At 68.0% G+C, this 22,297-nt stretch carries 21 protein-coding genes; 7 read left to right on the forward strand and 14 right to left on the reverse strand.

The features are described 5' to 3' along the window. Positions 1 to 164 precede the first annotated feature (164 nt). From AC1DIN_RS03090 to AC1DIN_RS03125, 8 genes are all read right to left on the reverse strand, one after another. Positions 165 to 809 (reverse strand): class II aldolase/adducin family protein, encoded by a 645-nt coding sequence (locus tag AC1DIN_RS03090; protein WP_476808627.1) that lies wholly within the window; start codon positions 807 to 809, stop codon positions 165 to 167. Further along, entirely contained in the window at positions 806 to 1,915 is a 1,110-nt protein-coding gene (mtnA, locus tag AC1DIN_RS03095) for an S-methyl-5-thioribose-1-phosphate isomerase (RefSeq protein ID WP_476808628.1), read from the reverse strand. Before mtnA ends, AC1DIN_RS03090 begins: the two co-directional genes overlap by 4 nt. Positions 1,916 to 1,919: 4 nt before the next feature. Next, the gene (locus AC1DIN_RS03100; protein ID WP_476808629.1) at positions 1,920 to 2,465 is read right to left on the reverse strand and encodes an adenine phosphoribosyltransferase; all 546 of its coding nucleotides are present in this window, start codon (positions 2,463 to 2,465) and stop codon (positions 1,920 to 1,922) included. 57 nt (positions 2,466 to 2,522) lie between these two features. After that, entirely contained in the window at positions 2,523 to 3,398 is an 876-nt protein-coding gene (locus AC1DIN_RS03105; protein WP_441469900.1) for an S-methyl-5'-thioadenosine phosphorylase, read from the reverse strand. Positions 3,399 to 3,632: 234 nt separating this feature from the next. Further along, positions 3,633 to 4,511, reverse strand: coding sequence for a cytochrome c1 (locus AC1DIN_RS03110; RefSeq protein WP_476808630.1), 879 nt, complete (start codon positions 4,509 to 4,511; stop codon positions 3,633 to 3,635). Between the two features lie 7 nt (positions 4,512 to 4,518). Beyond that, the gene (locus AC1DIN_RS03115; protein ID WP_441469902.1) at positions 4,519 to 5,805 is read right to left on the reverse strand and encodes a cytochrome b; all 1,287 of its coding nucleotides are present in this window, start codon (positions 5,803 to 5,805) and stop codon (positions 4,519 to 4,521) included. A 53-nt stretch (positions 5,806 to 5,858) separates the two neighbouring features. Continuing rightward, positions 5,859 to 6,407 (reverse strand): ubiquinol-cytochrome c reductase iron-sulfur subunit, encoded by a 549-nt coding sequence (petA, locus tag AC1DIN_RS03120; RefSeq protein WP_441469903.1) that lies wholly within the window; start codon positions 6,405 to 6,407, stop codon positions 5,859 to 5,861. A gap of 191 nt (positions 6,408 to 6,598) precedes the next feature. Beyond that, positions 6,599 to 8,464 carry an ABC transporter ATP-binding protein gene (locus AC1DIN_RS03125; RefSeq protein WP_441469904.1) on the reverse strand — a complete coding sequence of 622 codons (1,866 nt, stop codon included), beginning with the start codon at positions 8,462 to 8,464 and terminating at the stop codon, positions 6,599 to 6,601. Positions 8,465 to 8,575: 111 nt separating this feature from the next. Here AC1DIN_RS03125 and AC1DIN_RS03130 point away from each other — a divergent pair, with 111 nt between their 5' ends. Continuing rightward, positions 8,576 to 9,073: a tRNA (cytidine(34)-2'-O)-methyltransferase gene (locus AC1DIN_RS03130; RefSeq protein WP_441469905.1), complete on the forward strand. Its 498-nt coding sequence runs from the start codon at positions 8,576 to 8,578 to the stop codon at positions 9,071 to 9,073. Between the two features lie 34 nt (positions 9,074 to 9,107). Further along, positions 9,108 to 9,977, forward strand: coding sequence for an oxygen-dependent coproporphyrinogen oxidase (gene hemF / locus AC1DIN_RS03135; RefSeq protein ID WP_476808719.1), 870 nt, complete (start codon positions 9,108 to 9,110; stop codon positions 9,975 to 9,977). Here hemF and AC1DIN_RS03140 read toward each other — a convergent pair. The 4 genes from AC1DIN_RS03140 to AC1DIN_RS03155 are packed head-to-tail and all read right to left on the reverse strand — an operon-like array spanning position 9,974 to position 12,748. After that, positions 9,974 to 11,212 (reverse strand): CCA tRNA nucleotidyltransferase, encoded by a 1,239-nt coding sequence (locus tag AC1DIN_RS03140; protein ID WP_476808631.1) that lies wholly within the window; start codon positions 11,210 to 11,212, stop codon positions 9,974 to 9,976. The two genes, hemF and AC1DIN_RS03140, sit on opposite strands and share 4 nt — an antisense overlap. Further along, on the reverse strand, positions 11,209 to 11,466 hold the full coding sequence (locus tag AC1DIN_RS03145; RefSeq protein ID WP_441469907.1) for a DUF6111 family protein: 258 nt from the start codon (positions 11,464 to 11,466) through the stop codon (positions 11,209 to 11,211). Before AC1DIN_RS03145 ends, AC1DIN_RS03140 begins: the two co-directional genes overlap by 4 nt. 42 nt (positions 11,467 to 11,508) lie before the next feature. Next, positions 11,509 to 12,159: a CoA pyrophosphatase gene (locus tag AC1DIN_RS03150; protein WP_476808632.1), complete on the reverse strand. Its 651-nt coding sequence runs from the start codon at positions 12,157 to 12,159 to the stop codon at positions 11,509 to 11,511. Between the two features lies 1 nt (position 12,160). Beyond that, the gene (locus AC1DIN_RS03155; RefSeq protein ID WP_476808633.1) at positions 12,161 to 12,748 is read right to left on the reverse strand and encodes a DUF1285 domain-containing protein; all 588 of its coding nucleotides are present in this window, start codon (positions 12,746 to 12,748) and stop codon (positions 12,161 to 12,163) included. 203 nt (positions 12,749 to 12,951) lie between these two features. Here AC1DIN_RS03155 and AC1DIN_RS03160 point away from each other — a divergent pair, with 203 nt between their 5' ends. Genes AC1DIN_RS03160 through AC1DIN_RS03175 form a run of 4 tightly spaced genes read left to right on the forward strand, consistent with a single transcriptional unit; the run spans position 12,952 to position 19,822 of the window. Further along, a complete protein-coding gene (locus AC1DIN_RS03160; protein WP_476808634.1) occupies positions 12,952 to 13,974 on the forward strand; it encodes an AAA family ATPase in 1,023 nt (340 codons plus the stop codon). Positions 13,975 to 13,978: 4 nt separating this feature from the next. Beyond that, positions 13,979 to 14,896, forward strand: coding sequence for a DUF58 domain-containing protein (locus AC1DIN_RS03165; RefSeq protein ID WP_476808635.1), 918 nt, complete (start codon positions 13,979 to 13,981; stop codon positions 14,894 to 14,896). 10 nt (positions 14,897 to 14,906) lie between these two features. Continuing rightward, positions 14,907 to 17,729, forward strand: coding sequence for a DUF4159 domain-containing protein (locus AC1DIN_RS03170; protein ID WP_476808636.1), 2,823 nt, complete (start codon positions 14,907 to 14,909; stop codon positions 17,727 to 17,729). 2 nt (positions 17,730 to 17,731) lie between these two features. Continuing rightward, the gene (locus AC1DIN_RS03175; RefSeq protein ID WP_476808637.1) at positions 17,732 to 19,822 is read left to right on the forward strand and encodes a hypothetical protein; all 2,091 of its coding nucleotides are present in this window, start codon (positions 17,732 to 17,734) and stop codon (positions 19,820 to 19,822) included. On the opposite strand, the gene AC1DIN_RS03180 is transcribed toward AC1DIN_RS03175, so the two are convergent. Both AC1DIN_RS03180 and AC1DIN_RS03185 read right to left on the reverse strand, forming a co-directional pair. Next, positions 19,806 to 20,321 carry a GNAT family N-acetyltransferase gene (locus tag AC1DIN_RS03180; RefSeq protein ID WP_441469914.1) on the reverse strand — a complete coding sequence of 172 codons (516 nt, stop codon included), beginning with the start codon at positions 20,319 to 20,321 and terminating at the stop codon, positions 19,806 to 19,808. The two genes, AC1DIN_RS03175 and AC1DIN_RS03180, sit on opposite strands and share 17 nt — an antisense overlap. 168 nt (positions 20,322 to 20,489) lie before the next feature. Then, positions 20,490 to 20,960: an NUDIX domain-containing protein gene (locus AC1DIN_RS03185; protein WP_441469915.1), complete on the reverse strand. Its 471-nt coding sequence runs from the start codon at positions 20,958 to 20,960 to the stop codon at positions 20,490 to 20,492. 369 nt (positions 20,961 to 21,329) lie between these two features. Between AC1DIN_RS03185 and AC1DIN_RS03190 the strand changes: the two genes are divergently transcribed. Then, positions 21,330 to 22,223: a metallophosphoesterase family protein gene (locus AC1DIN_RS03190; RefSeq protein WP_476808638.1), complete on the forward strand. Its 894-nt coding sequence runs from the start codon at positions 21,330 to 21,332 to the stop codon at positions 22,221 to 22,223. Positions 22,224 to 22,297 lie beyond the last annotated feature (74 nt).

The raw sequence follows: 22,297 nt of genomic DNA on the forward strand, positions 1-22,297 counted from the left end.
CGGATCCGATCAGGTTGCGCTGCAATCTGATCGGCGCGTGCTCTCGGCCGGCCGCCGTCCCGGCATAGCCGAGCCACTGCAGAACGGGAAAGACGCTGCCGCCTTGATCGCGGCAGCGCGATCACGGCGCGAGGCGGGTGTTGGCGGCATCCTAAGCGACGACCTCAGCCGACCTTGCCGTAGCCCGCGAATTTGGCGCCGACGCGCTCCATCTCGGCAGCATCGAGGATGACGGGTTCGAGCCCGGCCGCCAGGATGTCGAGATACTGCCCTGCGAGGTTCTCGACCTCAGCCACGATCGTGTGCGCACCGCCCAGCGTCTGGCCGAGCGCGATGACGCCGTGATTGGCGAGGAGCACTGCCTTGCGCCCCTCCAGCCCCTTCACTGCGTTGGCAGCGAGCTCCGGCGTCCCGAATGTCGCGTAGTCGGCGCAGCGCACATCGGCGCCGCCGCAGAGCGCGATCATGTAGTGGAACGCCGGGATGCCGCGCCGCGTGCTGGAGAGCGCCGTGGCGCGCGGCGAATGGGTGTGCACGAGCGCCTGCGCATCCGGCCGGGCCTTGTAGATCTCGACATGGAACGGCCATTCCGAGGAAGGCTTGCGCGCCCCGCTCAGCACCGTCCCGTCGAGCGCCAGATGGATCAGGTCCTCCGGCTTCGTCTTGGCATAAGGCAGTCCGGACGGCGTGATCAGCAGTCCCTCCCCGAAGCGCGCCGAGACATTGCCAGATTTCGACGGGCAGAAGCCCGCACGGTCGATCGCCTGCGCGACCGCGACGATCTCCTGCCGCAGCTCCAACTCGTTCATGCCGTCGCCTTGTTCGCCAAATCGGGGAAGAGATGCGCAAGCCCTTCGGCGCTTGCCGCGCAGACGCCGCGTTCGGTGATGAGCCCGGTGACGAGCCGCGCCGGCGTCACATCGAAGGCCGGGTTGGCCGCACCGCTGCCGGGCGCGACGACGCGGAAGGGCCGCACCTCGCCATCCTCCGCAAGCCCGGAAAGATGGGTCACCTCGCGCGCGGCACGCTCCTCGATCGGGATCTCGGCGAGGCCGTCGCCGATGCTCCAGTCGATCGTCGGCGACGGCAGCGCAACATAGAACGGCACACCGTTATCGTGCGCTGCGAGCGCCTTGAGATAGGTGCCGATCTTGTTGGCGACGTCGCCCGTCGCCGTCGTCCGGTCCGTGCCGACAATCACCATGTCGACTGCGCCGCGCTGCATCAAATGCCCGCCGGCATTGTCGACGATGACGGTGTGCGGCACGCCATGGGCGCCAAGCTCATAGGCAGTCAGCGCCGCGCCCTGATTGCGCGGGCGCGTCTCGTCGACCCAGACATGGACGGGTATGCCGGCATCGTGCGCCAGATAGATCGGCGCCAGCGCCGTGCCCCAATCCACCGTCGCGATCCAGCCCGCGTTGCAATGGGTGAGGATGTTGACGACCTGCCCCGCCGGCTTCCGCCCGGCGATCTCGCGGATCAGCGGCAGTCCGTGCTCGCCGATCGCGCGGCAGAGCGCGACATCCTCGTCGCAGATCGCCGCCGCCTCGACATAGGCAGCTTCGGCGCGGTTCTCGGCGGGCAGCGCCGCCAGCACGCGCCGCATGCGCGCGAGCGCCCAGCGCAGATTGACTGCCGTCGGCCGGGTCGCCCCAAGCAGCGCGAGCGCCGCCTCCAGCGCGGCGTCGGATGCATCCGCCCGCATCGCCAGCGCGACGCCATAGGCCGCCGTCGCGCCGATCAGGGGGGCACCGCGCACCACCATGGAGCGGATCGCTTCGGCCGCCTGCTCGGCCGAGCCGAGCGCCACGGTCTCGAAGCGGAAAGGCAGCCGCGTCTGGTCGATGACGACGACGCGCCAGCCATCCTGCGCGAGCCAGATCGTCCGGTAATGCTGGCCGTTGATCTTCATGGGCTCAAGAGTCGGCGAAGGACACGAGCGTCCGCACGGGCACGCCGAGCCGGCGGATCCTGTCCGCCCCCCCAAGATCGGGGAGGTCGACGATGAAGCAGGCCGCGACCACCTCCGCACCCAGCCCGCTCAACAGGTTGACGGCCGCCTCGGCCGTGCCCCCGGTCGCGACGAGATCGTCGACCAGCAGGACGCGCTCGCCCGGCTGCACCGCATCGCGGTGAATCTCGATCTCGTCGGTTCCGTACTCGAGCGCATAGGTCGCCCGCAGCGTCTCGAGCGGCAGCTTGCCCTTCTTGCGCACCGGGATGAAGCCTGCGGAAAGCTGATGCGCGACGGCACCGCCGAGAATGAAGCCGCGCGCCTCGATTCCGGCGATCTTGGCGATCTTCAGTCCCGCGAAGGGCTGCACCAGCTCATCGACGGCACGGCGGAAAGCCCGCGCGTCGCCGAGCAGCGTCGTGATGTCGCGAAACACGATGCCGGGCCGAGGATAGTCCGGAATCGCGCGGATGCTGTCGGCTAGGTTCATTGACGTCGTCTCGGACATGGTGACGGACGCCTTGGTCGGACGCCGAGCCGGCTTCGTCAAGGGCGCAGCCATCATTCAGCCCTTGAGCACGCGCCCGGCGACCGCGTCGAGCTTCGCCAGGAGAGCAGGATCGCGGAAGGCGGGCGCGGTGATGATCGCATTGTCGAGGGCCCTGTGCGAGCCGGCCGGGCAAGCATCGCGCTCGGCCGGGAAGTCGGCCGCAAGCCGCGCGACGAGGCGGCGCGCCTTGTCGGCATTCTCATGCAGAACCGCCACGACGGAAGCAACATCGACCGCGCCGTGCAGCTCGTGCCAGCAATCGTAGTCCGTCACCATGGCGACGGTGGCGTAGGTGATCTCCGCCTCGCGCGCGAGCTTGGCCTCCGGCATCGCGGTCATGCCGATCAGGTCGTAGCCGAGGCCGCGATAGGTGATCGATTCCGCATAGGTCGAGAATTGCGGCCCTTCCATCGTCACCAGCGTTCCGCCGCGCACGAAGGGCAACCCCTCCGCTTCCGCAGCCGCTGCGATGCGCCCCTGCAAGCCCGGCCCAACCGGATGGGCGGCGGAGACATGGGCAACGCAACCCTTGCCGAAGAAGGAGCTTTCACGCCGCGTGGTGCGATCGACGAACTGATCGACCAGGACGAACAGCCCGGGATAGAGCTCGGCCTTGTAGGAACCGCAAGCCGAGAGCGAGACGAGGTCGGTCACGCCGGCGCGCTTCAGCACGTCGATATTGGCGCGATAGTTGATCTCGGAAGGCGGAATCGCATGGCCGCGCCCATGCCGCGGCAGAAAGACGATCTTGGTGGAACCGAGGCGGCCGATCCGCAGCGTATCCGACGGTTCGCCCCACGGGCTGTCGATGCGCTCCTCGCGCAAGTCGCTGAGGCCCGGCAGATCGTAGATGCCCGATCCGCCGATGATTCCGAGGACGGCTTCGCTCATGGCTGATTCCCTGTTGCGGGCGCGGAAGGGACCATCTTTCGATGACGGTCGCAATACGGTGCGCAGCGCAACGCCGTCATGCTCGGGCTCGACCCGGGCATCTTCTGCCGAGGAGGCTTCGGCATTTCTGCCTGCCCGAGTTTCCCGGATCTGCGCTTCGCTTCGCCCGAGAATGACGGCCGGATAGCAAAAAGGCCCCGTCTCCGGGGCCTTTCGCAGGATCGTCGTGCTCGCTCAGTGCGCGGGCGAGCCGTCCGGCATGCGCGACCACACCTTCTTCTTGGTGTAGTAGAGCAGGAACGAGAAGGCCACGAGGAAGAGCATGACCTGCATGCCCAAGCGCTTGCGCGCTTCCAGATGCGGCTCAGCCATCCAGACCATGAAGGCTGCGACGTCACGCGCGTACTGGTCGACCGTCTCCGGCACCGGCGACTTGCCGTCCGGGCCCTTGGGGTACTCGATCTGCCCGTCCGAAAGCGGCTTCGGCATCGCTATCAGGTGACCCGGCATATACTTGTTGTAGTTCTGCCCCGGCAGGAGCGTGACGCCGGCAGGCGGCTCCTCATAGCCCACCATCAGCGCATGAATGTAGTCCGGCCCCTGCTCCTGATACTGGGTGAACATGTCGAAGATGAAGGTCGGGAAGCCACGAACATAGGTGCGGGCCTTGGCCAGAACCGAGAAGTCCGGCGGATAGGCGCCGCCCTGGGCTGCGCGCGCCGCCTGCTCGTTCGGGAAGGGCGACGGGAAGCGGTCGGCCGCCCGGCCCGGCCGGTCGAACATCTCGCCCTGGTCGTTCGGGCCGTCCTTGATCTGATAGGTCGCGGCAAGCGCGGCGACCTGCCCGGGCGTGAACTCGGGGCCGCCAGGCTGCGAGAGGTTACGGAAGGCGACCAGGCTCGCGCCATGGCAGCTCGCGCAGACTTCCTTGTAGACCTTGAAGCCGCGCTGCAGCTGGGCCCGATCGAACTTGCCGAAGGGGCCGGCGAACGACCAGTTGAGTGCCGGCGGATGAGGCGCACCCTCGGCAGCCTGCGCCGCCGGCTGGAAGAGCGCCAGCGACAGGCCGGCGGCGAGCCCGCTCAGGGCGAGACGAAACGATGTTCTGCTCATGGTTCCGTCAGCCCTTGACGTTCGGTTCGGCAGCGGTGGCGGTCGCGATGCGCGCCGCCGAGCCGTTCTTGGCGGAAGCGGCGAGCACGGCATCGGCGATCGAGGTCGGCAGCGCCTTGGGCCGCTCGAACAGGCCGACGACGAAGAGCGCGACGAAGAAGCCGAAATACAGCACGGTGAAGATCTGCGAGGCGATGACGTAGCCACCTTCCGCCGGCATGGCGCCGAGATAGCCCAGGCCGATGCAGACCAGGACGAAGACCCAGAAGAGCTGACGCGCGATCGGACGATAGGTCATCGACTTGACCTTGGAGGTGTCGATCCAGGGCAGGAAGGCGAGCACGACGATGGCCGAGCCCATGGCCAGCACGCCGCCGAGCTTGTCGGGGATGGCGCGCAGGATCGCGTAGAACGGCAGGAAGTACCATTCGGGGACGATGTGCGCCGGCGTCGCGGCCGGGTTCGCCGGGATGTAGTTGTCGGCGTGACCCAGGAAGTTCGGCTGATAGAACACGAACCAGGAGAACAGGATCATGAACACGACCATGCCGAAGATGTCCTTCACGGTCGCATAGGGCGTGAAGGGCACGGTGTCCTTCTCGACGTTCTTCACCTCGACGCCCGACGGGTTGTTCTGCCCGACGACATGCAGCGCCCAGATGTGCAGCACGACGACGCCGAAGATCATGAACGGCAGCAGATAGTGCAGCGAGAAGAAGCGGTTCAGCGTCGGGTTGTCGACCGAGTAGCCGCCCCACAGGAAGGTGACGATCGTCTCGCCGATCACCGGCAGCGCCGAGAACAGGTTGGTGATGACGGTGGCGCCCCAGAAGGACATCTGGCCCCAGGGCAGCACATAGCCCATGAAGGCCGTCGCCATCATCAGGAGAAAGATGACCACGCCGAGGATCCAGAGCACCTCGCGCGGCGCCTTGTACGAGCCGTAGTAGAGGCCGCGGAAGATGTGCACGTAGACGGCGACGAAGAACATCGAGGCGCCGTTCGAATGCAGATAGCGCAGCAACCAGCCATAGTTCACGTCGCGCATGATGTGCTCGACGGAGTTGAACGCCAGCATGGAGTTGGCGGTGTAGTGCATCGCCAGGATGACGCCGGTGATGATCTGCGCCACCAGCATGAACACCAGGATGCCGCCGAACGTCCAGAGATAGTTCAGGTTGCGCGGCACCGGATAGGAGACGGCCGAATCATGAGCCAGGCGGATGATCGGCAGGCGGGCGTCGAGCCAGCGTTCGATGCCGGTCTTCGGAACGTAGGAACTGTGACCACTCATGAAGAATGCCTCAAGGCTGTCTCATCTTGGCGGGAAAGCGTCGAGCGCATTGCTCAGCCGATCTTGATCTTGGTGTCCGCCGTGAAGGCGTAGGGCGGAACCGGCAGGTTGAGCGGTGCCGGGCCCTTGCGGATGCGGCCGGAGGAATCGTAGTGCGAGCCGTGGCAGGGGCAGAACCAGCCGTCATAATCGCCCTTCGGCTCGCCGGGAGCGTTGCCGAGCGGCACGCAGCCGAGATGGGTGCAGTTGCCATAGACGATGAGGAAGCGCTCGTGCCCGGGCTTGGTGCGCTGCTGATCGGTCTGCGGATCGCGCAGCGTGGCGATATCGACGGCGAGAGCCTCGTCGACCTCCTTCTTGGTGCGGTGGCGCACGAAGATCAGCTTGCCGCGCCAGAACAGCTTGATCGACTGGCCCTCGGCGATCGGCGTCAGATCGAGATCGATGGGCGCGCCGGCAGCGACGGTCTGCGCATCGGGAGCGAGCTGGCTGATCAGGGGGACGATGACAGCGCCGATGCCGACGGCGCCTGCGGCCCCGGTCGTAAGCATCAGGAAATCGCGGCGGGTTGTTCCGGTCGATGTATCGGTCGCGTTCGCCACGATCCAATCCTCTTGCACGTCTTGCGAGCTGGAACAGCTCGAAATTGTCGCCTCTCGCCCTCATAGGGGCGCGCCGCGACCGCCGCAATGCGGCGGTGCGTCACCTCGGGCTCTTTGACATGCAGATTGGACGAAGTCTACTGTCGCGGACCACCCGCCCATGCATGGCGCACAGTTCGCAGGCGGGGACCTCAGACCGTGAGCTTTTCCGGATCCGCGGCAGCGAGGAAGCCACCCGATTGCCGCGCCCAGAGCCGGGCGTAGAGCCCGCCGCGCCGGATCAACTCCTCATGGCTTCCGGTGGCCACGATCCGCCCCTGATCGAGCACGATCAGCCGGTCGAGCGCGGCGATCGTCGAAAGCCGATGCGCGATCGCGATCACGGTCTTGCCCTGCATCAGCGCCGCGAGCTGCTGCTGGATCGCTGCCTCGACCTCTGAATCGAGAGCCGAGGTCGCCTCGTCGAGAATCAGGATCGGCGCGTCCTTGAGCAGCACGCGGGCGATGGCGATGCGCTGGCGCTGGCCGCCCGAGAGCTTCACGCCGCGCTCGCCGACGCGCGAATCGAAGCCCTGGCGCCCGTCCTGATCGCCGAGCCCGAGGATGAAGTCATGCGCCGCCGCCTGTCGCGCGGCCGCGGCGATCTCGTCCTCGCTCGCACCGATCCGGCCATAGGCGATGTTGTCGCCGATCGAGCGATGCAGCAGCGAATTGTCCTGCGTCACCATGCCGATCTGCGCACGCAGGCTGTCCTGCGTGACATGGGCGATGTCCTGCCCGTCGATCAGGATGCGCCCGCTCTCGAGCGGATAGAGCCGGAGCAGCAGGTTCACCAGCGTCGACTTGCCGGCGCCGGACGGTCCGACCAGACCGACCCGCTCGCCCGGCTCGATCTTGAGATCGAGCCCCTCGAACAGCCCGGCGCCCCGGCCGTAATTGAAGCGGATATTCTCGAAGCTGATCGCTCCCTTGTCGACGACGAGCGGCTGTGCATCCGGCGCGTCGCGCAGATCATGCGGCTTGGCGATGGTCTCCATGCTCTCCTGGACCGAGCCGATGTTCTCGAAAATGCCGCGCACGAGATGGATCAGCCAGCCCGACATCTGCACGAGGCGCAGCACGAGGCCGATCGCGGCCGCGACCGCTCCCGGCGTCATCTCGCCTTGGCTCCAGAGCAGCAGCGCCAGCCAGGCCGTCGCCACGACGAGCAGGCTGTTCATCGTCTGCAGGATCACGCTGACGCCGGTGATCAGCCGAGACAGGTTGAGGAAGGAGGCGTTCCACCGCGTCAACGAGTCGCGGACGGCGGAGCGCTCGGCATCGGCGCGCGCGAACAGCTTCACCGTCAGGATATTGGTATAGGAATCGACGATGCGCCCGGTCGTGGTCGAACGGCCGAAGGAATTCGCCTCCGAGCGCTTCTTGGCGCGCGGTACAAAGTAGATGAGCAGCGAGACATAGGCGCCGAGCCAGACGACGACCGGCAGGGCGAGCCAGAGACTGGTCTTGCCGAAAAAGCCGATCGCGACCGTGGCGAAGACCAGCGCGTACCAGAGATCGTCGATGACCTCGATCGTCGCGCCGCGGATCGACTGCCCGGCCTGGATGACGCGGGCGGAAAGGCGTCCTGCGAAATCGTTCTGGAAGTAACCCAGCGCATGGCCGAGCGTGTAGACATGATTGCGCCAGCGGATCTGGTTGGTGATCTGCGGCACCACGACCTGATCGACGATGGCGTGGTTGGCGAAATAGATCAGCGGCCTGACGACCACGAGCAGGAAGGCGGCGCTCGCAAGCAGCCAGCCATGATCCCGGAAGATCGTCTGCGGCGACTGCGTCGAGAGCAGATCGACGAACCAGCCGACCATCAGATACATCGCCGCCTCGATGCCGCTGAAGCCGAGGCCGGTGATCATGATCGCCGCCATCCAGCCCTTCACACCCTTGATGTGGTGCCACATGAAGGGCCAGACGCCATGCGGCGGCGTCTCCTGCTCGTCGAAGGGAGCGAAGACGTCGATTCGGCTTTCGAGCCAGCGGAAGAGCGGAGCGAACATGTCTGCCTTCCCCTGGAGCGGCATCACGACGGTTTCGAGGCATATGGCCCCCGCCTGCGCGAATGGCCAGCCTGCTTGACGCATATCCGGGCGTCACCGCATGACAGGGCCATGTTGCGTCTCGCCCTGTTCCAGCCGGACATCCCGCAGAATGCCGGCACGATGATCCGCATGGCCGCTTGTCTCGGCATCGCCGTCGATATCGTTGAGCCCGCCGCCTTCGACGTCTCGGATCGGCATTTCCGCCGTTCAGGCATGGATTATCTCGAGCGCGCCGCCGTCTCCCGCCACGATTCCTTCGCGGCCTTCGACCAGTGGCGGCGTGACGCCGGGCACCGCCTCGTCCTCGCCGAGACGGACGGCGCGACCCCGCTGCCGGATTTCGTCTTCCAGCCCGGCGACATCGTCCTTGTCGGGCGCGAATCGGCCGGCGTCACGCCCGCGGTGCAGGCTGCGGCCGATGCGAGCCTTCACATCCCGATGCGCCCGGCTTTGCGATCGCTCAATGTCGCGCTTGCGGCTGCGATGGTAATGGGCGAGGCGTTGCGACAGACAGGCGGCTTTCCGCGCCGTGATGGACACGACCATGAACAGACCGAAGCCCGTTGAAGCTGCGCCCGCCGATACGGCTGTCATCGAGGCGATGAAGCCCCGCGCGGCGGCCTGGTTCGAGAATCTCCGCGACCGGATCTGCGCGGCCTTCGAGGAGGTCGAGGACGAGGCGGCGGGCCCTTTCCCTGCCGAGACCGACCGGCCCGGCCGCTTCGTCCGCACGCCCTGGCAGCGCACCAATCACGACGGCGCTCCCGGCGGCGGCGGCGTCATGTCGATCATGAAGGGCCGTGTCTTCGAGAAGGTCGGCGTCCATGTCTCCACCGTCCATGGCAGCTTTCACCCGGATTTCGCGGCCCAGATCCCCGGCGCCTCCGATGATCCGCGCTTTCACGCCACGGGCATCTCGCTGATCGCCCATCCCTGGAACCCGCACGCGCCGACCGTGCACATGAACACGCGCTTCGTCGTCACCACCAAGCCCTGGTTCGGCGGCGGCGCCGATCTGACGCCGGTGCTGAATGCCCGCCGCAACCAGGACGACCTGGATTCGCGGGATTTCCACGCCGCGATGCGCCGGCCCTGCGACAACTTCCCGGCCGTGGCGGATTATTCCCGCTTCAAGCAGTGGTGCGACGAGTACTTCTACCTGAAGCACCGCAACGAGCCGCGCGGCATTGGCGGCATCTTCTACGATTATGTCTGGACCGGCGACGCCGAAGCCGATTTCGCCTTCACCAAGGCGGTGGGAGAGGCCTTCCTCGACATCTATCCCAACGTACTCTGCCGCAATATCGGCAAGCCCTGGACCGAGGCCGAGCGCCATGAGCAGCAGGTCCGGCGTGGCCGCTATGTCGAGTTCAACCTGCTCTACGACCGCGGCACGATCTTCGGGCTGAAGACCGGCGGCAATGTCGATTCGATCCTGTCTTCGATGCCGCCGACGGTGCGCTGGCCCTAAGCCAGCACCTGCCGGCTGGCCGCATCGAGCAGTTCGAACTGCGCTTCCGCATCGGCGGGACACCCGGCCTCGATCCAGAGCCGGCGTGCCTCCGCGAGGATCTGCCCGATCCGCTCGCCTTTCGGCACGCCGCGGGCAAGCGCATCCTGCCCTCGCGGCAGGAAGACGGGTGTCCTGGCCAGTTGCCCGATGAGGTCCTGAACCTCGATGCCGGCTTCCTCGCCCGCCGAGGCCGTCAGCAAAACGAGGGCCGCCGCGCCAGCATCGGCTCCGGCGCGGTCGGCGATCTGACGCAGCCGCGCCAGCGACGGCAGCCTCGCCCGTCCGCCCAGCCCTTCCAGCGCCAGCGCGATCCGGTCGATCCGGTCGAATTCCTCGTTCGAGAGCCGCAGCCGCTCGCGCAGGCGCGGTGCATCCTCCCGAACCGACACCGCCAGCGCCGCCAACCGGAAGGTCGGGTGAACGCCATCGCCGCCCTCGCCGGCGATGACAACGAAGCGCGAGAGATGCGGCACGGCGCCGATCACCGGCATCAAGAGCCCGGCCCCGGCCATGGCTTCGACCGTGGCGGCGGCTCCCGGAGCAACCAGCAGCTTCATCAACTCCGCCCGGACGCGCTCCCGCGACAGGCCTGCGAGCCCCTCTCGACCCGCGATGCAGGCACGCAGGCCTTCCGCATCGAGCGCGCCCGCGCCGTAGCGGGCATGGAAGCGGAAGAAGCGCAGGATCCGCAGATAATCCTCGCGGATGCGCGTTTCCGCCTTGCCGATGAAACGCACGCGCCGCCCGGCCAGATCGGCAAGGCCGGTGCTGTAATCATGCAGTTTCCCCCCGCAATCGAGCCCCAGCGCATTGATGGTGAAGTCGCGCCGCAGCGCATCCTCGGCAAAATCCCGCCCGAACACGACCTTGGCGCGCCGCCCGTCGGTCTCGACATCGCGCCGCAGCGTCGTGACCTCGAAGGTCGCGCCGCCCGAGACCAGCGTCACCGTGCCATGCTCGATACCGGTCGGCACGGCCTTGAACCCGGCCTTCCGGCCACGCCGGATCGTCTCCTGCGGCAGAGCGGTGGTGGCGAGATCGACGTCGTTCGCCGGCTCGCCGAGCAGAAGATTACGCACGGCGCCGCCGACGATGCGGGTTTCCTCTCCCTCCCCGTTCAGTGCGCTCAGGAGGCGGGCCAGAACCGGCTCGGCCAGGAAGCTGGCGATGGCGTCTTCGCGCCCCCCGGTCATTTGAACCGGCCGGGCACGAGCACCCCATTCTCCATATGTGGCGGCTCGTACGCCCCCTCGCTGCGCGGAGCGATGAAGCCGGTATAGGTGAGCACCGAGATCGCCAGCAGCAGACCGGTGACGGCGAGCCAGAAGGCGTGCCGGCTCCAATGCTCGACGTCGAACGGGTTGCGCCGCTTGACCACGAGGTAGCCTGCGAAGACGCAGAAAGGCAGGACGAAGAGCAGAACCTCTTCGATGATCGCGCGCAGCATCGGTTTCGTTGTTCCCAGGCGCGCTATCCGCGCAAGACAATCCTAACCGGCCAGCCGTTCGTAGAGGTTACGGATCATGCCGGCGGTCGCACCCCAGATATAGCGACCCTCGAACGGCATCGCATAGTAGGTGCGGAAATGCCCCTTCCACTCACGCCCCTCCCGCTTGTGGTTGGCGGGATCGAGCAGGAAGGACAGCGGCGTCTCGAAGGCCTCGTCGACCTCGTGATGGTTGATCGCCAGTGAGAAGGGCGGCTCGATCAGCGCCACCACCGGCACGATGAGGTAGCCCGTTCCGGTCAGATAGGCGTCGAGGAACCCCAGCGTGCGGATGCGCTCACGCGACAGGCCGATCTCCTCCTCCGTCTCGCGCAGTGCGGTCACGACCGGCGAACCATCGACCGCATCGACCCGCCCACCCGGAAAGGCGACCTGCGCGGAATGATTGCGCAGCGCCGCGGCGCGCTGGGTCAGGAGCACGGTCGGGCCGGCCGCGCGCGGCACGATTCCGATCAGCACGGCCGCGGGGACTGCACGCCTCTCGTCCGGAATCGGCACGGGCTGCGGCTGATTCTCGTGGTCGCCGCGCAGGCGGGCGATGACGTCGCCGAGCCCCGGCGGCTCGGTGCGCAACCGCTCGCGCGCCAGCTTGGCGAAAGCCTCGGTGCTGAGGTTCAAAGCTTGGCCGTTCACGTCAAATCTCGATGCCTTCGATCTCGCTCGCCGGCAGCGCCGGGTAGAACCGGCCCACCGCCGCGACGCCGAACATCGCCTGCCCATCGGCCTCCCGCACCTCGCCGAGCGCAAGCAGATCATAGGTCAGCGCACGCGTCAGCCGGGCCCACAGGCCGCTACGGACATGGACATAAGGCTTCAAGCCATCCTTCGCAGCCCGCTGGAAACGCAAGGGGTGCTCCGGCCCGACGCAGAGCAGATCGTCGACCTGCGTCCGAAAAGCGATGCTCCGTTCGTCCCCTTCGCCGTCGAGCTGCATTTCGACAGCCTGAAACGGCGCATCATCGACCTTGATCCCGACCTTTTCGACCGGGGTCACGAGAAAGTAATCGTCGCCCTCACGCTTGAGCACAGAGGAGAAAAGCTTCACCAGCGCCGGCCTGCCGATCGGCGTGCCGAGATAAAACCAAGTTCCATCGGCGGCGATCCGCATGTCGAGATCGCCGCAAAACGGCGGATTCCAGCGCTCGACAGGGGGCAATCCGCGCGCCTTCCCACTGCCCAGCGCGGCCATCAGCCGGTCCATCGCATTGCCCGGAGCCGTCATCGAAAGGCCCGTCTCCACTTGCCGCGGCATATTGATTGCATCGCGTTTCTGCCTTGAACTCCACATAATCGTGAAGCCGAGATGATGTGTACCATTCCATTCGGCGCTTGAGCCGCCGGGTTGGCCCGTCCACATTCAACCGTGGAACACATCGACCGGTTCGCATGGCGGCGCAACGGCCCGCGACAGTGAAGGAGACCGACATGGCGGCGCAAGCCCGCGCGAGCGAGAGCACTTCCCCCATCGATCTCGACAGCGGGATCGTCGAGGCGGCCGAGGCCGCACTCGGCGCCATCGGTGCGGCGCGCAAGGAAATCGGCGGGGTCATCTTCGGCCAGCAGGCCGTGGTGGATCTGTCGCTCGTTACCCTGCTCGCGGGCGGCCACGGCCTGCTGGTCGGCGTGCCCGGTCTCGCCAAGACCAAGCTGGTCGAGGCCATGGGCACGGTGCTCGGCCTCGGCGCCCGGCGCGTCCAGTTCACGCCCGACCTGATGCCATCCGACATTCTCGGCTCCGAAGTGCTCGACGAGAGCAGCGACGGCAAGCGCCATTTCCGCTTCATCAAGGGCCCGGTCTTCGCGCAGCTCCTGATGGCGGACGAGATCAACCGCGCCTCGCCCCGCACCCAGTCCGCGCTGCTGCAGGCGATGCAGGAGCACCACGTCACCGTCGCCGGCGAGCGCTATGATCTGCCCGCGCCCTTCCACGTTCTCGCCACCCAGAACCCGATCGAGCAGGAGGGGACCTACCCCCTGCCCGAGGCACAGCTCGACCGTTTCCTGCTGGAGATCGATGTCGGCTATCCCGATCGCGAGGCCGAGCGGCGCATCCTGCTCGAAACCACCGGCGCGACCGAATACAAGCCGTCCCCGGCGATGACGGCCGAGACGCTGATGTCGATCCAGCGCCTGGTGCGGCGCCTGCCGGTCGGTGACGCCGTCGTGGATGCGATCCTCGACCTCGTCCGTTCCGCCCGCCCCGGCGACGGCGACGCCGCCATCACCGAAAAGCTGGCCTGGGGGCCGGGTCCGCGCGCCAGCCAGTCGCTGACGCTTGCGGTGCGCGCCCGCGCGCTGGTCGAGGGCCGGCTCGCACCGTCCGTCGACGATGTCGCCGCGCTCGCCCTGCCCGTGCTGAAGCATCGCATCGCGCTGACCTTCGCCGCGCGCGCCGATGGCGAAACGGTCGAGCGCGTCATCGGCAGGCTCGTGGAACGGCTGGGATAGGTTGATGCTGCGCACGCGCGTCCTGGCCCCGAACGAGCGGAGACCCGCCAAGCCGGTTCTGACGGAATCGCTCGACCTTGCCGCGCGCCTGCCCCGCCTGATCCTCGAAGCCCGCCGCGTCTCCGCCAGCGTCCACGGCATCCACGGAAGGCGCCGCTCGGGCCCGGGCGAGACCTTCTGGCAGTACCGCCCGCTGGTCGCAGGCGAATCCGCCTCGCGCATCGACTGGCGCCGCTCGGCCCGCGACGGCCATCTCTTCGTGCGGGAGCGCGAATGGGAAGCCTCGCACTCGATCTGGCTCTGGATCGACCGTTCGCCCTCGATGGGCTTCGCCTCCTCGCTGGCAATGGCGCCGAAGGTCGATCGAGCGCTGGTCGCGGGCTTCGCTCTGGCCGAGACGATGGTCGAGGGGGGCGAGCGCGTCGGCCATCTCGGCCTGACGCGGGCGCTGGCCTCGCGCCGCATCGTCGAATTGCTGGCGCAGGCCATTGCCGCCGATAGCCGCGACAGCGAGGCTGACCTCCCGCCGGGCGAGCCACTGCCGCGGCTGGCGGATGCCATCATCATCACCGATGGTCTCTCGCCCTCCGCCTCGCTGGCGCAGCGCATCGCTACCATGGCGTCATCAGGCGCGCGCGGCCACCTCCTGCTGATCGTCGATCCGATCGAGGAAACCTTTCCCTTCACCGGCCAGGCCGAGCTCTTCGATCTGGAGGACGGGCTGACGCTTCGCGTCGGCGATGCCGGCGCCTGGGGCGAGGCCTATCGCCAGCGCTTGGCCGCCCATCGCGACGCGATCACGGAGGCCTGCCGCAAGGCCGGCTGGACCCTGACGCTTCACCGCACCGACCGCCCGGCCAGCGAAGCCGTGCTTCGCATCGCCAGCCTCGTCGCCGCCTCGCGCGGCGCATCGGGTTTTTGAGGGAGCAGCCATGTTCAGCGCCCTCCCCTTGAGCTTCACCGCCCCGCTCGCACTGGCAGCGCTCGCCCTGCTGCCTGCGCTCTGGCTGATCCTGCGCGTGACGCCGCCGAGGCCGCGCCGCATCGACTTCCCGCCGCTGAAGATCATGGCCGACCTCGTCGCCAAGCGGGAATTGCCGGCGCATACGCCCTGGTGGCTGCTCGCGATCCGCATGGCGGTCGCCGCACTCGTCATTCTCGCCGTCGCCGGCCCGATCTGGAATCCGCCGCGCGAAGGTGCACCGCTGCGCGGCCCCGTCCTGATGCTCGTCGACAACGGCTTCGGCGCCGCCGCCGACTGGCCGGACCGCGTCACCGTGGCCGAATCGCGGATCGCTGCGGCGACCCGCGAGGGCCGTCCGGTCGCCGTCGTCGGACTGGCCGAGGCGCCGGCCGCCATCTCACTGGCGGAACCGCGCGTTGCGCTCGATCGGCTGCGCGCGCTGGCCCTCCAACCCCATGCGCCGGACCGGGCCGCCCATCTGCCACGCATCGAATCCTTCCTCCAGACGGCACCGGAAGCCGAGATCGTCTGGATTTCGGACGGCCTAGCGGTTTCGGACGACGGCAGCTTCCAGGCCCGGCTGAAGCAGCTCGCCGACGCATGGCGGCTTTCGATCCATGCCGGCCCGCCGAACCAGCTCGCCCTCGCCGCGCCCGACAATCTCGCGGGGGCGCTCAGCGTGAAGGTCCTGCGCCCAACGGCGAGCGCTCCCGCCACCGGACAGGTCCGCGCGCTCGACCTCAAGGGTCTGCCGCTCGGCGACACGCCGTTCATTTTCGAGGGCTCCAACCTGCAGACCACGGCGCGCCTCACCCTGCCGATCGAGGTGCGCAACGCCGTCTCGCGACTCGAGATCCTCGGCGAGAACAGCGCGGGCGCCGTCGCCCTGCTCGACGATCGCTCCAAGCGCCGCCGGATCGGCATCGTCTCCGGCGCCACTGCCGACACCGCGCAGCCGCTGCTGTCGCCGACCTATTACATCTCGCGCGCCCTCCAGCCCTTCGCCGAGGTCCGCGAGCCGCGCCAGGGCTCGACCGACCCGGTCGGTGAGCTTCTCGCGCAGAATCTCTCGGTCCTGGTATTGGCCGATATCGGCGCGCTCGATCGCGACACCAGCGCCAAGGTCTCCGATTTCGTCACGCGCGGCGGCGTGCTCTTGCGCTTCGCCGGTGCGCGCCTCGCCGCCTCCTCCGACGATCTGACGCCGGTCCGCCTGCGTCGCGGCGGCCGGACGCTGGGCGGCGGCCTCTCCTGGGAAACGCCCCGCAAGCTAGCGCCCTTCACGCGCGAAAGCCCCTTCTACGGGTTGACGATCAACGACGACATTCGCGTCAGCCGCCAAATCCTGGCGGAGCCCGAGGCCGATCTCTCGCGCAAGACCTGGGCCGCGCTCGAAGACGGAACACCGGTCGTCACCGGCGAGCGCCGCGGCGACGGCCTCATCGCCATGGTTCACGTCACGGCGGATACGACCTGGTCGAACCTGCCTCTCTCCGGTCTCTTCGTGGAGATGCTGCGAAGGGTCGTGAACCTCGCCGGCACCGGCCCCGCGGCGGATGCCCAGAGCGACGAGGTTCGCGTCGAAACGCTTTCGCCGACCCGCGTGCTCGATGGCAGCGGCCGCTTTCGCACCCCGCCGGCGACCAGCCAGCCCGTGCCCCGCAACTATGCCGGCCGTGGCACGCTCGCCCATCCGCCCGGTCTCTACGGTCCGGCCGACGGCATGCTTGCGGTCAATGCTCTCACCCCGAACGACACGTTGGCGGCGCTCGACCTCGCAGGCCTCGGTGCGCCGATCCTGCCGATCGACGAGCCGGTGGCTCGCGATGCCCGCCCGCCCCTCCTGGCGCTCGCCCTGCTGCTGCTGATCGTCGATACGTTGGCGACGCTCTGGCTCGGCGGGCGGCTCGGTTTCGGCCGCGCCCGCAAGGCAGCCGCCCCCGCCGCGATCCTCGCCGCGCTGGCCCTGGCCGGCGGCCTCTCGCTTGATCCGGTCCGGGCCCAACCCGCGCCGAATCCGCAAGCGGACACGCGCCCGCCGATCCCGCGCTCGCTCCTCGCCAATGGCGCGGTGACGCGGCTGGCCTATGTCGTCACCGGCGACAAGGCGGTCGACGACATGTCGAAGGCAGGACTCGCCGGGCTCAATATCGTCCTCGGCGCGCGCACCGCGCTGGAGCCAGGCGATCCCGTCGGCGTCAACGTGGAGCATGACGAACTCGCCTTTTTCCCGGTGCTCTACTGGCCGGTGGTCGCCGGTCGGCCGATCCCTTCGGCCGAAACCCTGCGCAAGCTCGAAGCCTATATGAAGGGCGGCGGCCTCGTGATCTTCGACACGCGCGACGCCATGAGCGCGCGTCCCGGCGGCGGCACGACGCCGGAAGGCGATCAGCTCAAGCGCATGCTGCAGACGCTCGATATTCCCGAGCTCGAGCCACTGCCGCGCGACCATGTCCTGACCAAGACCTTCTATATCCTCGACGAACTCGTCGGCCGCTACGACAGCGGCTCGACCTGGGTCGAGACGCTGCCGCCCGCCGACAGCGACGGCCGGCGCCCGGCACGCGCCGGCGACAATGTCTCGCCCATCATCATCACCGCCAACGACCTCGCCGCCGCCTGGGCCATCGACAAGCGCGGAGAAGGGCTGGTGCCGCTCTCCGGCGCCGATCCGCGCCAGCGCGAGATGGCGCTGCGTGGCGGCATCAACCTCGTGATGTATGCCCTCACCGGCAACTACAAGGCCGACCAGGTCCATGTTCCGGCCCTGCTCGAACGCCTGGGACAATGACGATGTGGAGCGTTTCCTTCGCCCCGCTGGTGCCGCTGCCGCTCCTGATCGGCCTTGCCGTGCTGGCGGCGCTGGCCGCCGGCGCTGGGCTCGTCCTTGCCGGGCGCAGCGCCATCCTGCGCGCGCTCGCGCTCATCGTGCTGACCACGGCTCTGGCCGATCCCTCGCTGGTCTTCGAGGAGCGCGAGCCGGTCAAGGACGTCGTTCCGGTCGTGGTCGATCGCTCGGCCTCGAACCGCCTCGCCGACCGCACCGCCCAGACCGACGCCGCCGTGGCCGAGGTCGAACGCCAATTGCGCGGCATTCCCAATATCGAGCCCAGGATCGTCGAGCTGCGCGACGCTCAAGGAGCGAGCGACGGCACCCGCCTGTTCGAAGCGCTGGCATCGAGCCTTGCCGATGTCCCGTCCGAGCGCGTCGCCGGCGCCATCGCCATCACCGACGGGCTCGCCCACGACACCCCGGCCAACGCCGAGGCGCTCGGCCTGCGCGCGCCGCTCCATGTGCTGACGACCGGCCGCAATGCCGAGATTGACCGCCGCATCGTGCTCGTCGATTCGCCACGCTTCGGCATCGTCGGCAAGGATCAGGTCATCCGCCTGCGCGTCGTGGACAAGAACGGGTCGAGCCGCGCCGGCCTCACCATCCGCCGCGACGGCGAGATCATCGCCCGCCGCGACGTCGCGACCGGCCAGATCGTGCAGGTGCCGATCCGCATCGACCGCGGCGGGCCGAACGTCGTCGAGATCGAGGCTGCGCCGCTCGACAACGAGCTGACGCTAGCCAACAACCGTGCGGTCATCACCATCGAGGGCGTCCGGGACAAGCTGCGCGTGCTGCTGGTCTCGGGTGAGCCGCATCCGGGCGAGCGCACCTGGCGCAACCTCCTCAAGGCCGACGCGAATGTCGACCTCGTCCACTTCACGATTCTCAGGCCGCCGGAGAAGCAGGACGGCACGCCGATCAACGAACTCTCGCTGATCGCCTTCCCGACGCGCGAGCTGTTCCAGGTCAAGATCAAGGAATTCGACCTGATCATCTTCGACCGCTACGCCAACCAGTCGATCCTGCCGCTGCTCTATTTCGAGAATATCGTCCGCTATGTCCGTGACGGCGGCGCATTGCTCGTCGCCGCCGGCCCTGAGTATGCGGGATCGCAGACGCTGGCACGCACCCCGCTCGGCCAGATTCTGCCCGCTCTGCCGGACGGCAGCGTCATCGATGAGGCCTATCGCGCAGAGGTCAGCGAGCCCGGCAAGCGCCACCCCGTCACCCGCGACCTGCCGGGCTCGGAAGTCTCGCCGCCGCGCTGGGGCGAATGGCTGCGCATGGTCGGCGCGCAGGCGCGCGCAGGCGCCTCCCCCGTCATGACCGGGCCCGGCGAGCGGCCGCTGCTGATGCTGGCCCGCGAACAGAAGGGCCGCGTCGCGCTCTTTCTCTCGGATCATGCCTGGCTCTGGGCGCGCGGCTTCCGCGACGGCGGCCCCTATCTCGACCTGCTGCGCCGCCTCAGCCATTGGCTGATGAAGGAACCGGAGCTGGAGGAGGAGGCGCTGCGCGCCACCGCGCGCGGCGGCGCCATCGAGGTCGAGCGCCAGACATTGAGCGACAACCCCGCGCCCATGACCATTACCGGCCCCGACGGCCAGTCCCGCTCGGTCACGCTCGAGCCGGGACGGCCAGGCCTGTTCACCGCGCGCATCCCGGCCGGCGATCAGGGCCTTTACCGGTTGACGGCCGACAATCTCACCGCCTTCGCCAGCGTCGGCCCCGAGAATCCGCGCGAGCTGATGGAAGTCGTCAGCGACCCCGCTGCGCTCCAGAACCTGGCACAGGCCACCGGCGGCTCCTCGCGCCGCATCGGGCACGAGGGCGATTCCGGCGTCAGCATTCCGCGCATCGTGCCGGTGCGCTCCGGCAGCCAGTTCGCCGGCAATGACTGGATCGGCCTCAGGATCAGCGATTCCGGCATCGTGCGCGGCGTGCAGATCTCGCCGCTCTTCGTCGGGCTGATCGGTCTTGCGATCCTGTTCGGCGCGCTCGTGGCCGGCTGGCTCGGCGAGAGCGGCCGCCGCTTCAAGCGGCAGGCATGACGCGCGCCGAGGTCACGGCGCCGCGGCGTTCGTTCAGCACGCCTTCGACCAGTTCCAGCGCCAGGAAGCGCGCCGGATCGGCCGGGCCCGGCAGAACGAGCTGGCCCGGCGGCAGCACCTTGAAGCCGAAGCGCGCATAGTAGGGCGCGTCTCCGACCAGCATGATCAGGTCGTGGCCGGCCTCACGCGCGGCCTCGATCGAGCGGTTCATCAGCGCGGACCCGATGCCCCTGCCGTCGAAGGCGGGGTCGACCGTCAGCGGCCCGAGCATCAGCGCCTTGTGGCCGCCGGCGAGCACGGGCGTCACTTTCACCGACCCAACGAGGAAGGTGCCGACATGGGCGGCGAAGGAGAGCGCCGCATCGGGCGGCACGCCCTCGCGCAGGCGGAAAGCGGTGCGGGCGAAGCGGCCCGGGCCGAAGGCGCGCTCATGCAGGCGCTCGATGGCGGCGGAGTCCACGGGCAATTCGTGGCGGATGGTCAGCGGCAGGGATGTCATGGCAGCAGGCAGAGCAAGAGAGGCGATCGGCGGAGGCAGGCGCGTGCGGGCGCACTGCCGGAAGGCGCTTTCAGCGCGCCGGTCGTCGCAGGTCGCGGAGGCTGTACCCGTTGCTCATGAAAGGCGCCTGTAGCAGAGGCGGATCGGCCCGTCCATCGCGCTTTCGTCCTACCAGTCGGCCGCGGCCGGCGCGCCCGCGATGATTTCCTCCAGCCGCCGCCTTGTTGCTGGCGTCGTCCCATCCGGCAGGCGATCGAGCGGGAAGAAGCCGGCCTCGGCGATCTCGCGGTCCGGCCGCCGGATGCCTTCGACGGTGAAGGAGCGGATGACGAAGAGCGCGACATGATCCCGGCGCGAGATCCGGCGGTTGAAGAAGATGCCGTGCAGGATCGGCTGCCCGGCGATCCTGATGTTGCCCTCTTCCGCGAGCTCGCGCTCCAGCGCATCCCACATGGTCTCGCCGACCTCGACGCCCCCGCCCGGCAGGTACCAGCCGGGGATATAGCCATGCCGGACGAGGAAGACCTCGCCGCGGTCATTGAGCACCGCCGCACGCACGCCGAACGTCATGCTGCGGGAAAGCCGGAAATAGACATGCAGCACCGCGGTGAGCAGCCGATGCCGAAGCGTCCGCGGCATTTCCGTATCGGTTGGCGGATGGGGCGCCGGCGATTGCATCGGAACGTCTCTCAAGGCTGCATTAATTGTCTATGCAAAAAGCGCATGACGGACCGTCAACTGCATCGCTTGCCCTGCCACAAACGCGCCCCAAATACGGCTCACACAGCCGCCGCATCCGCTAGGAACTATCAACATGCTGCTCTCGTTCATCGTTTCGTACCTGAAGGCCAAGCCGGCCTATGTCTGGAAGCCCGCCGTCACCCTGACCGATTCCCGTATCGTGTCCGAACTGACTGGCGCCGCCAACTGAGCTTTCCGCATCCGCCAGTCGAGGCGCGTCAACGGCGCGCTTGACTGACGGCAGGCGGGAAGGGCAAGCGCTGGAGCGTGTTCAAGCTCGCGCATCTGTCGGACCCGCATCTCGGCCCGCTCGCCGGGTTTTCGCTGCATCAGCTTCTGGGCAAGCGCGCGACCGGTTACGTCAACTGGCGTCGCAAGCGTCGGCACGCCCATGACATGGATATCCTGGCGCGCGTCGTTGCCGATATCCACGCGCAGCAGCCGGACCATGTCGCCTGCACCGGCGATGTCGCCCATATCGGGCTGCCAGACGAATTCAAGACCGCCATCGCCTTCCTGGACACGCTCGGACCGCGCGAGACCGTCAGCTTCGTGCCGGGCAATCACGATACCTATGCACGCTCTTCGCTGAAGCCCCTCGCGGGGCTGCTTGCTCCCTGGATCGCCGACGATGAGGGCCATGCCGGCTATCCCTGGTACCGCCGGCGCGGACCGGTCGCGCTGATCGGCGTCAACAGCGGCGTGCCGACCCTGCCGCTGATGGCGACGGGCCGCATCGGCAGCGAGCAGATGGAGCGGATCGCCGCGCTGCTGGACCGCGCCCGCGACGAGCGTCTCATCCGCGTCGTACTCATCCACCACCCGCCCTATGTCGGCGGCGCGAAACGCGGCCGCGAGTTGGTCGATGCCGCCGCCTTCGAGGTCATGCTGAAGCGCAAGGGCGCCGACCTCATCGTCCACGGCCACAATCACAGCTTCTCGCTGGCCTGGCGCCCCGGCCCCGACCATGACGTTCCCATCGTCGGCGTGCCCTCTGCCTCGCTCGGGCCGCTCGGCCATGGCGAACTCGGAACCTGGCACCTGTTCCACATCGCAGGTGACGCTGCAGCGCCGCAGATCCGGCTGGAGCAGCGCGGCTTCGAGCTCGACGGCACGGTCATCCTCCGCCAGGAGATCGCGCTCCTGGGCGAGCGCGTCTGAGACCTGCCGTCATTCTCGGGCGAAGCGCAGCTTCGACCCGAGAAATCTCATGTTGAAAAGAGGCTGGTTTCCGA

The sequence above is a fragment of the Allobosea sp. 05T438 genome (assembly GCF_056396025.1).

What these genes read in the sequence shown, in the direction of transcription:
- AC1DIN_RS03165 (WP_476808635.1), top strand. Translation starts at nt 13,979, where the DNA reads ATGCTGCGCACGCGCGTCCTGGCCCCGAACGAGCGGAGACCCGCCAAG.
- AC1DIN_RS03125 (WP_441469904.1), bottom strand. Translation starts at nt 8,464, where the DNA reads ATGTTCGCTCCGCTCTTCCGCTGGCTCGAAAGCCGAATCGACGTCTTC.
- AC1DIN_RS03170 (WP_476808636.1), top strand. Translation starts at nt 14,907, where the DNA reads ATGTTCAGCGCCCTCCCCTTGAGCTTCACCGCCCCGCTCGCACTGGCA.
- AC1DIN_RS03155 (WP_476808633.1), bottom strand. Translation starts at nt 12,748, where the DNA reads ATGACGGCTCCGGGCAATGCGATGGACCGGCTGATGGCCGCGCTGGGC.
- AC1DIN_RS03100 (WP_476808629.1), bottom strand. Translation starts at nt 2,465, where the DNA reads ATGTCCGAGACGACGTCAATGAACCTAGCCGACAGCATCCGCGCGATT.
- AC1DIN_RS03090 (WP_476808627.1), bottom strand. Translation starts at nt 809, where the DNA reads ATGAACGAGTTGGAGCTGCGGCAGGAGATCGTCGCGGTCGCGCAGGCG.
- AC1DIN_RS03185 (WP_441469915.1), bottom strand. Translation starts at nt 20,960, where the DNA reads ATGCCGCGGACGCTTCGGCATCGGCTGCTCACCGCGGTGCTGCATGTC.
- AC1DIN_RS03140 (WP_476808631.1), bottom strand. Translation starts at nt 11,212, where the DNA reads ATGACCGGGGGGCGCGAAGACGCCATCGCCAGCTTCCTGGCCGAGCCG.
- AC1DIN_RS03130 (WP_441469905.1), top strand. Translation starts at nt 8,576, where the DNA reads ATGTTGCGTCTCGCCCTGTTCCAGCCGGACATCCCGCAGAATGCCGGC.
- hemF (WP_476808719.1), top strand. Translation starts at nt 9,108, where the DNA reads ATGAAGCCCCGCGCGGCGGCCTGGTTCGAGAATCTCCGCGACCGGATC.
- AC1DIN_RS03175 (WP_476808637.1), top strand. Translation starts at nt 17,732, where the DNA reads ATGTGGAGCGTTTCCTTCGCCCCGCTGGTGCCGCTGCCGCTCCTGATC.
- AC1DIN_RS03160 (WP_476808634.1), top strand. Translation starts at nt 12,952, where the DNA reads ATGGCGGCGCAAGCCCGCGCGAGCGAGAGCACTTCCCCCATCGATCTC.
- AC1DIN_RS03145 (WP_441469907.1), bottom strand. Translation starts at nt 11,466, where the DNA reads ATGCTGCGCGCGATCATCGAAGAGGTTCTGCTCTTCGTCCTGCCTTTC.
- AC1DIN_RS03105 (WP_441469900.1), bottom strand. Translation starts at nt 3,398, where the DNA reads ATGAGCGAAGCCGTCCTCGGAATCATCGGCGGATCGGGCATCTACGAT.
- mtnA (WP_476808628.1), bottom strand. Translation starts at nt 1,915, where the DNA reads ATGAAGATCAACGGCCAGCATTACCGGACGATCTGGCTCGCGCAGGAT.
- AC1DIN_RS03110 (WP_476808630.1), bottom strand. Translation starts at nt 4,511, where the DNA reads ATGAGCAGAACATCGTTTCGTCTCGCCCTGAGCGGGCTCGCCGCCGGC.
- AC1DIN_RS03115 (WP_441469902.1), bottom strand. Translation starts at nt 5,805, where the DNA reads ATGAGTGGTCACAGTTCCTACGTTCCGAAGACCGGCATCGAACGCTGG.
- AC1DIN_RS03180 (WP_441469914.1), bottom strand. Translation starts at nt 20,321, where the DNA reads ATGACATCCCTGCCGCTGACCATCCGCCACGAATTGCCCGTGGACTCC.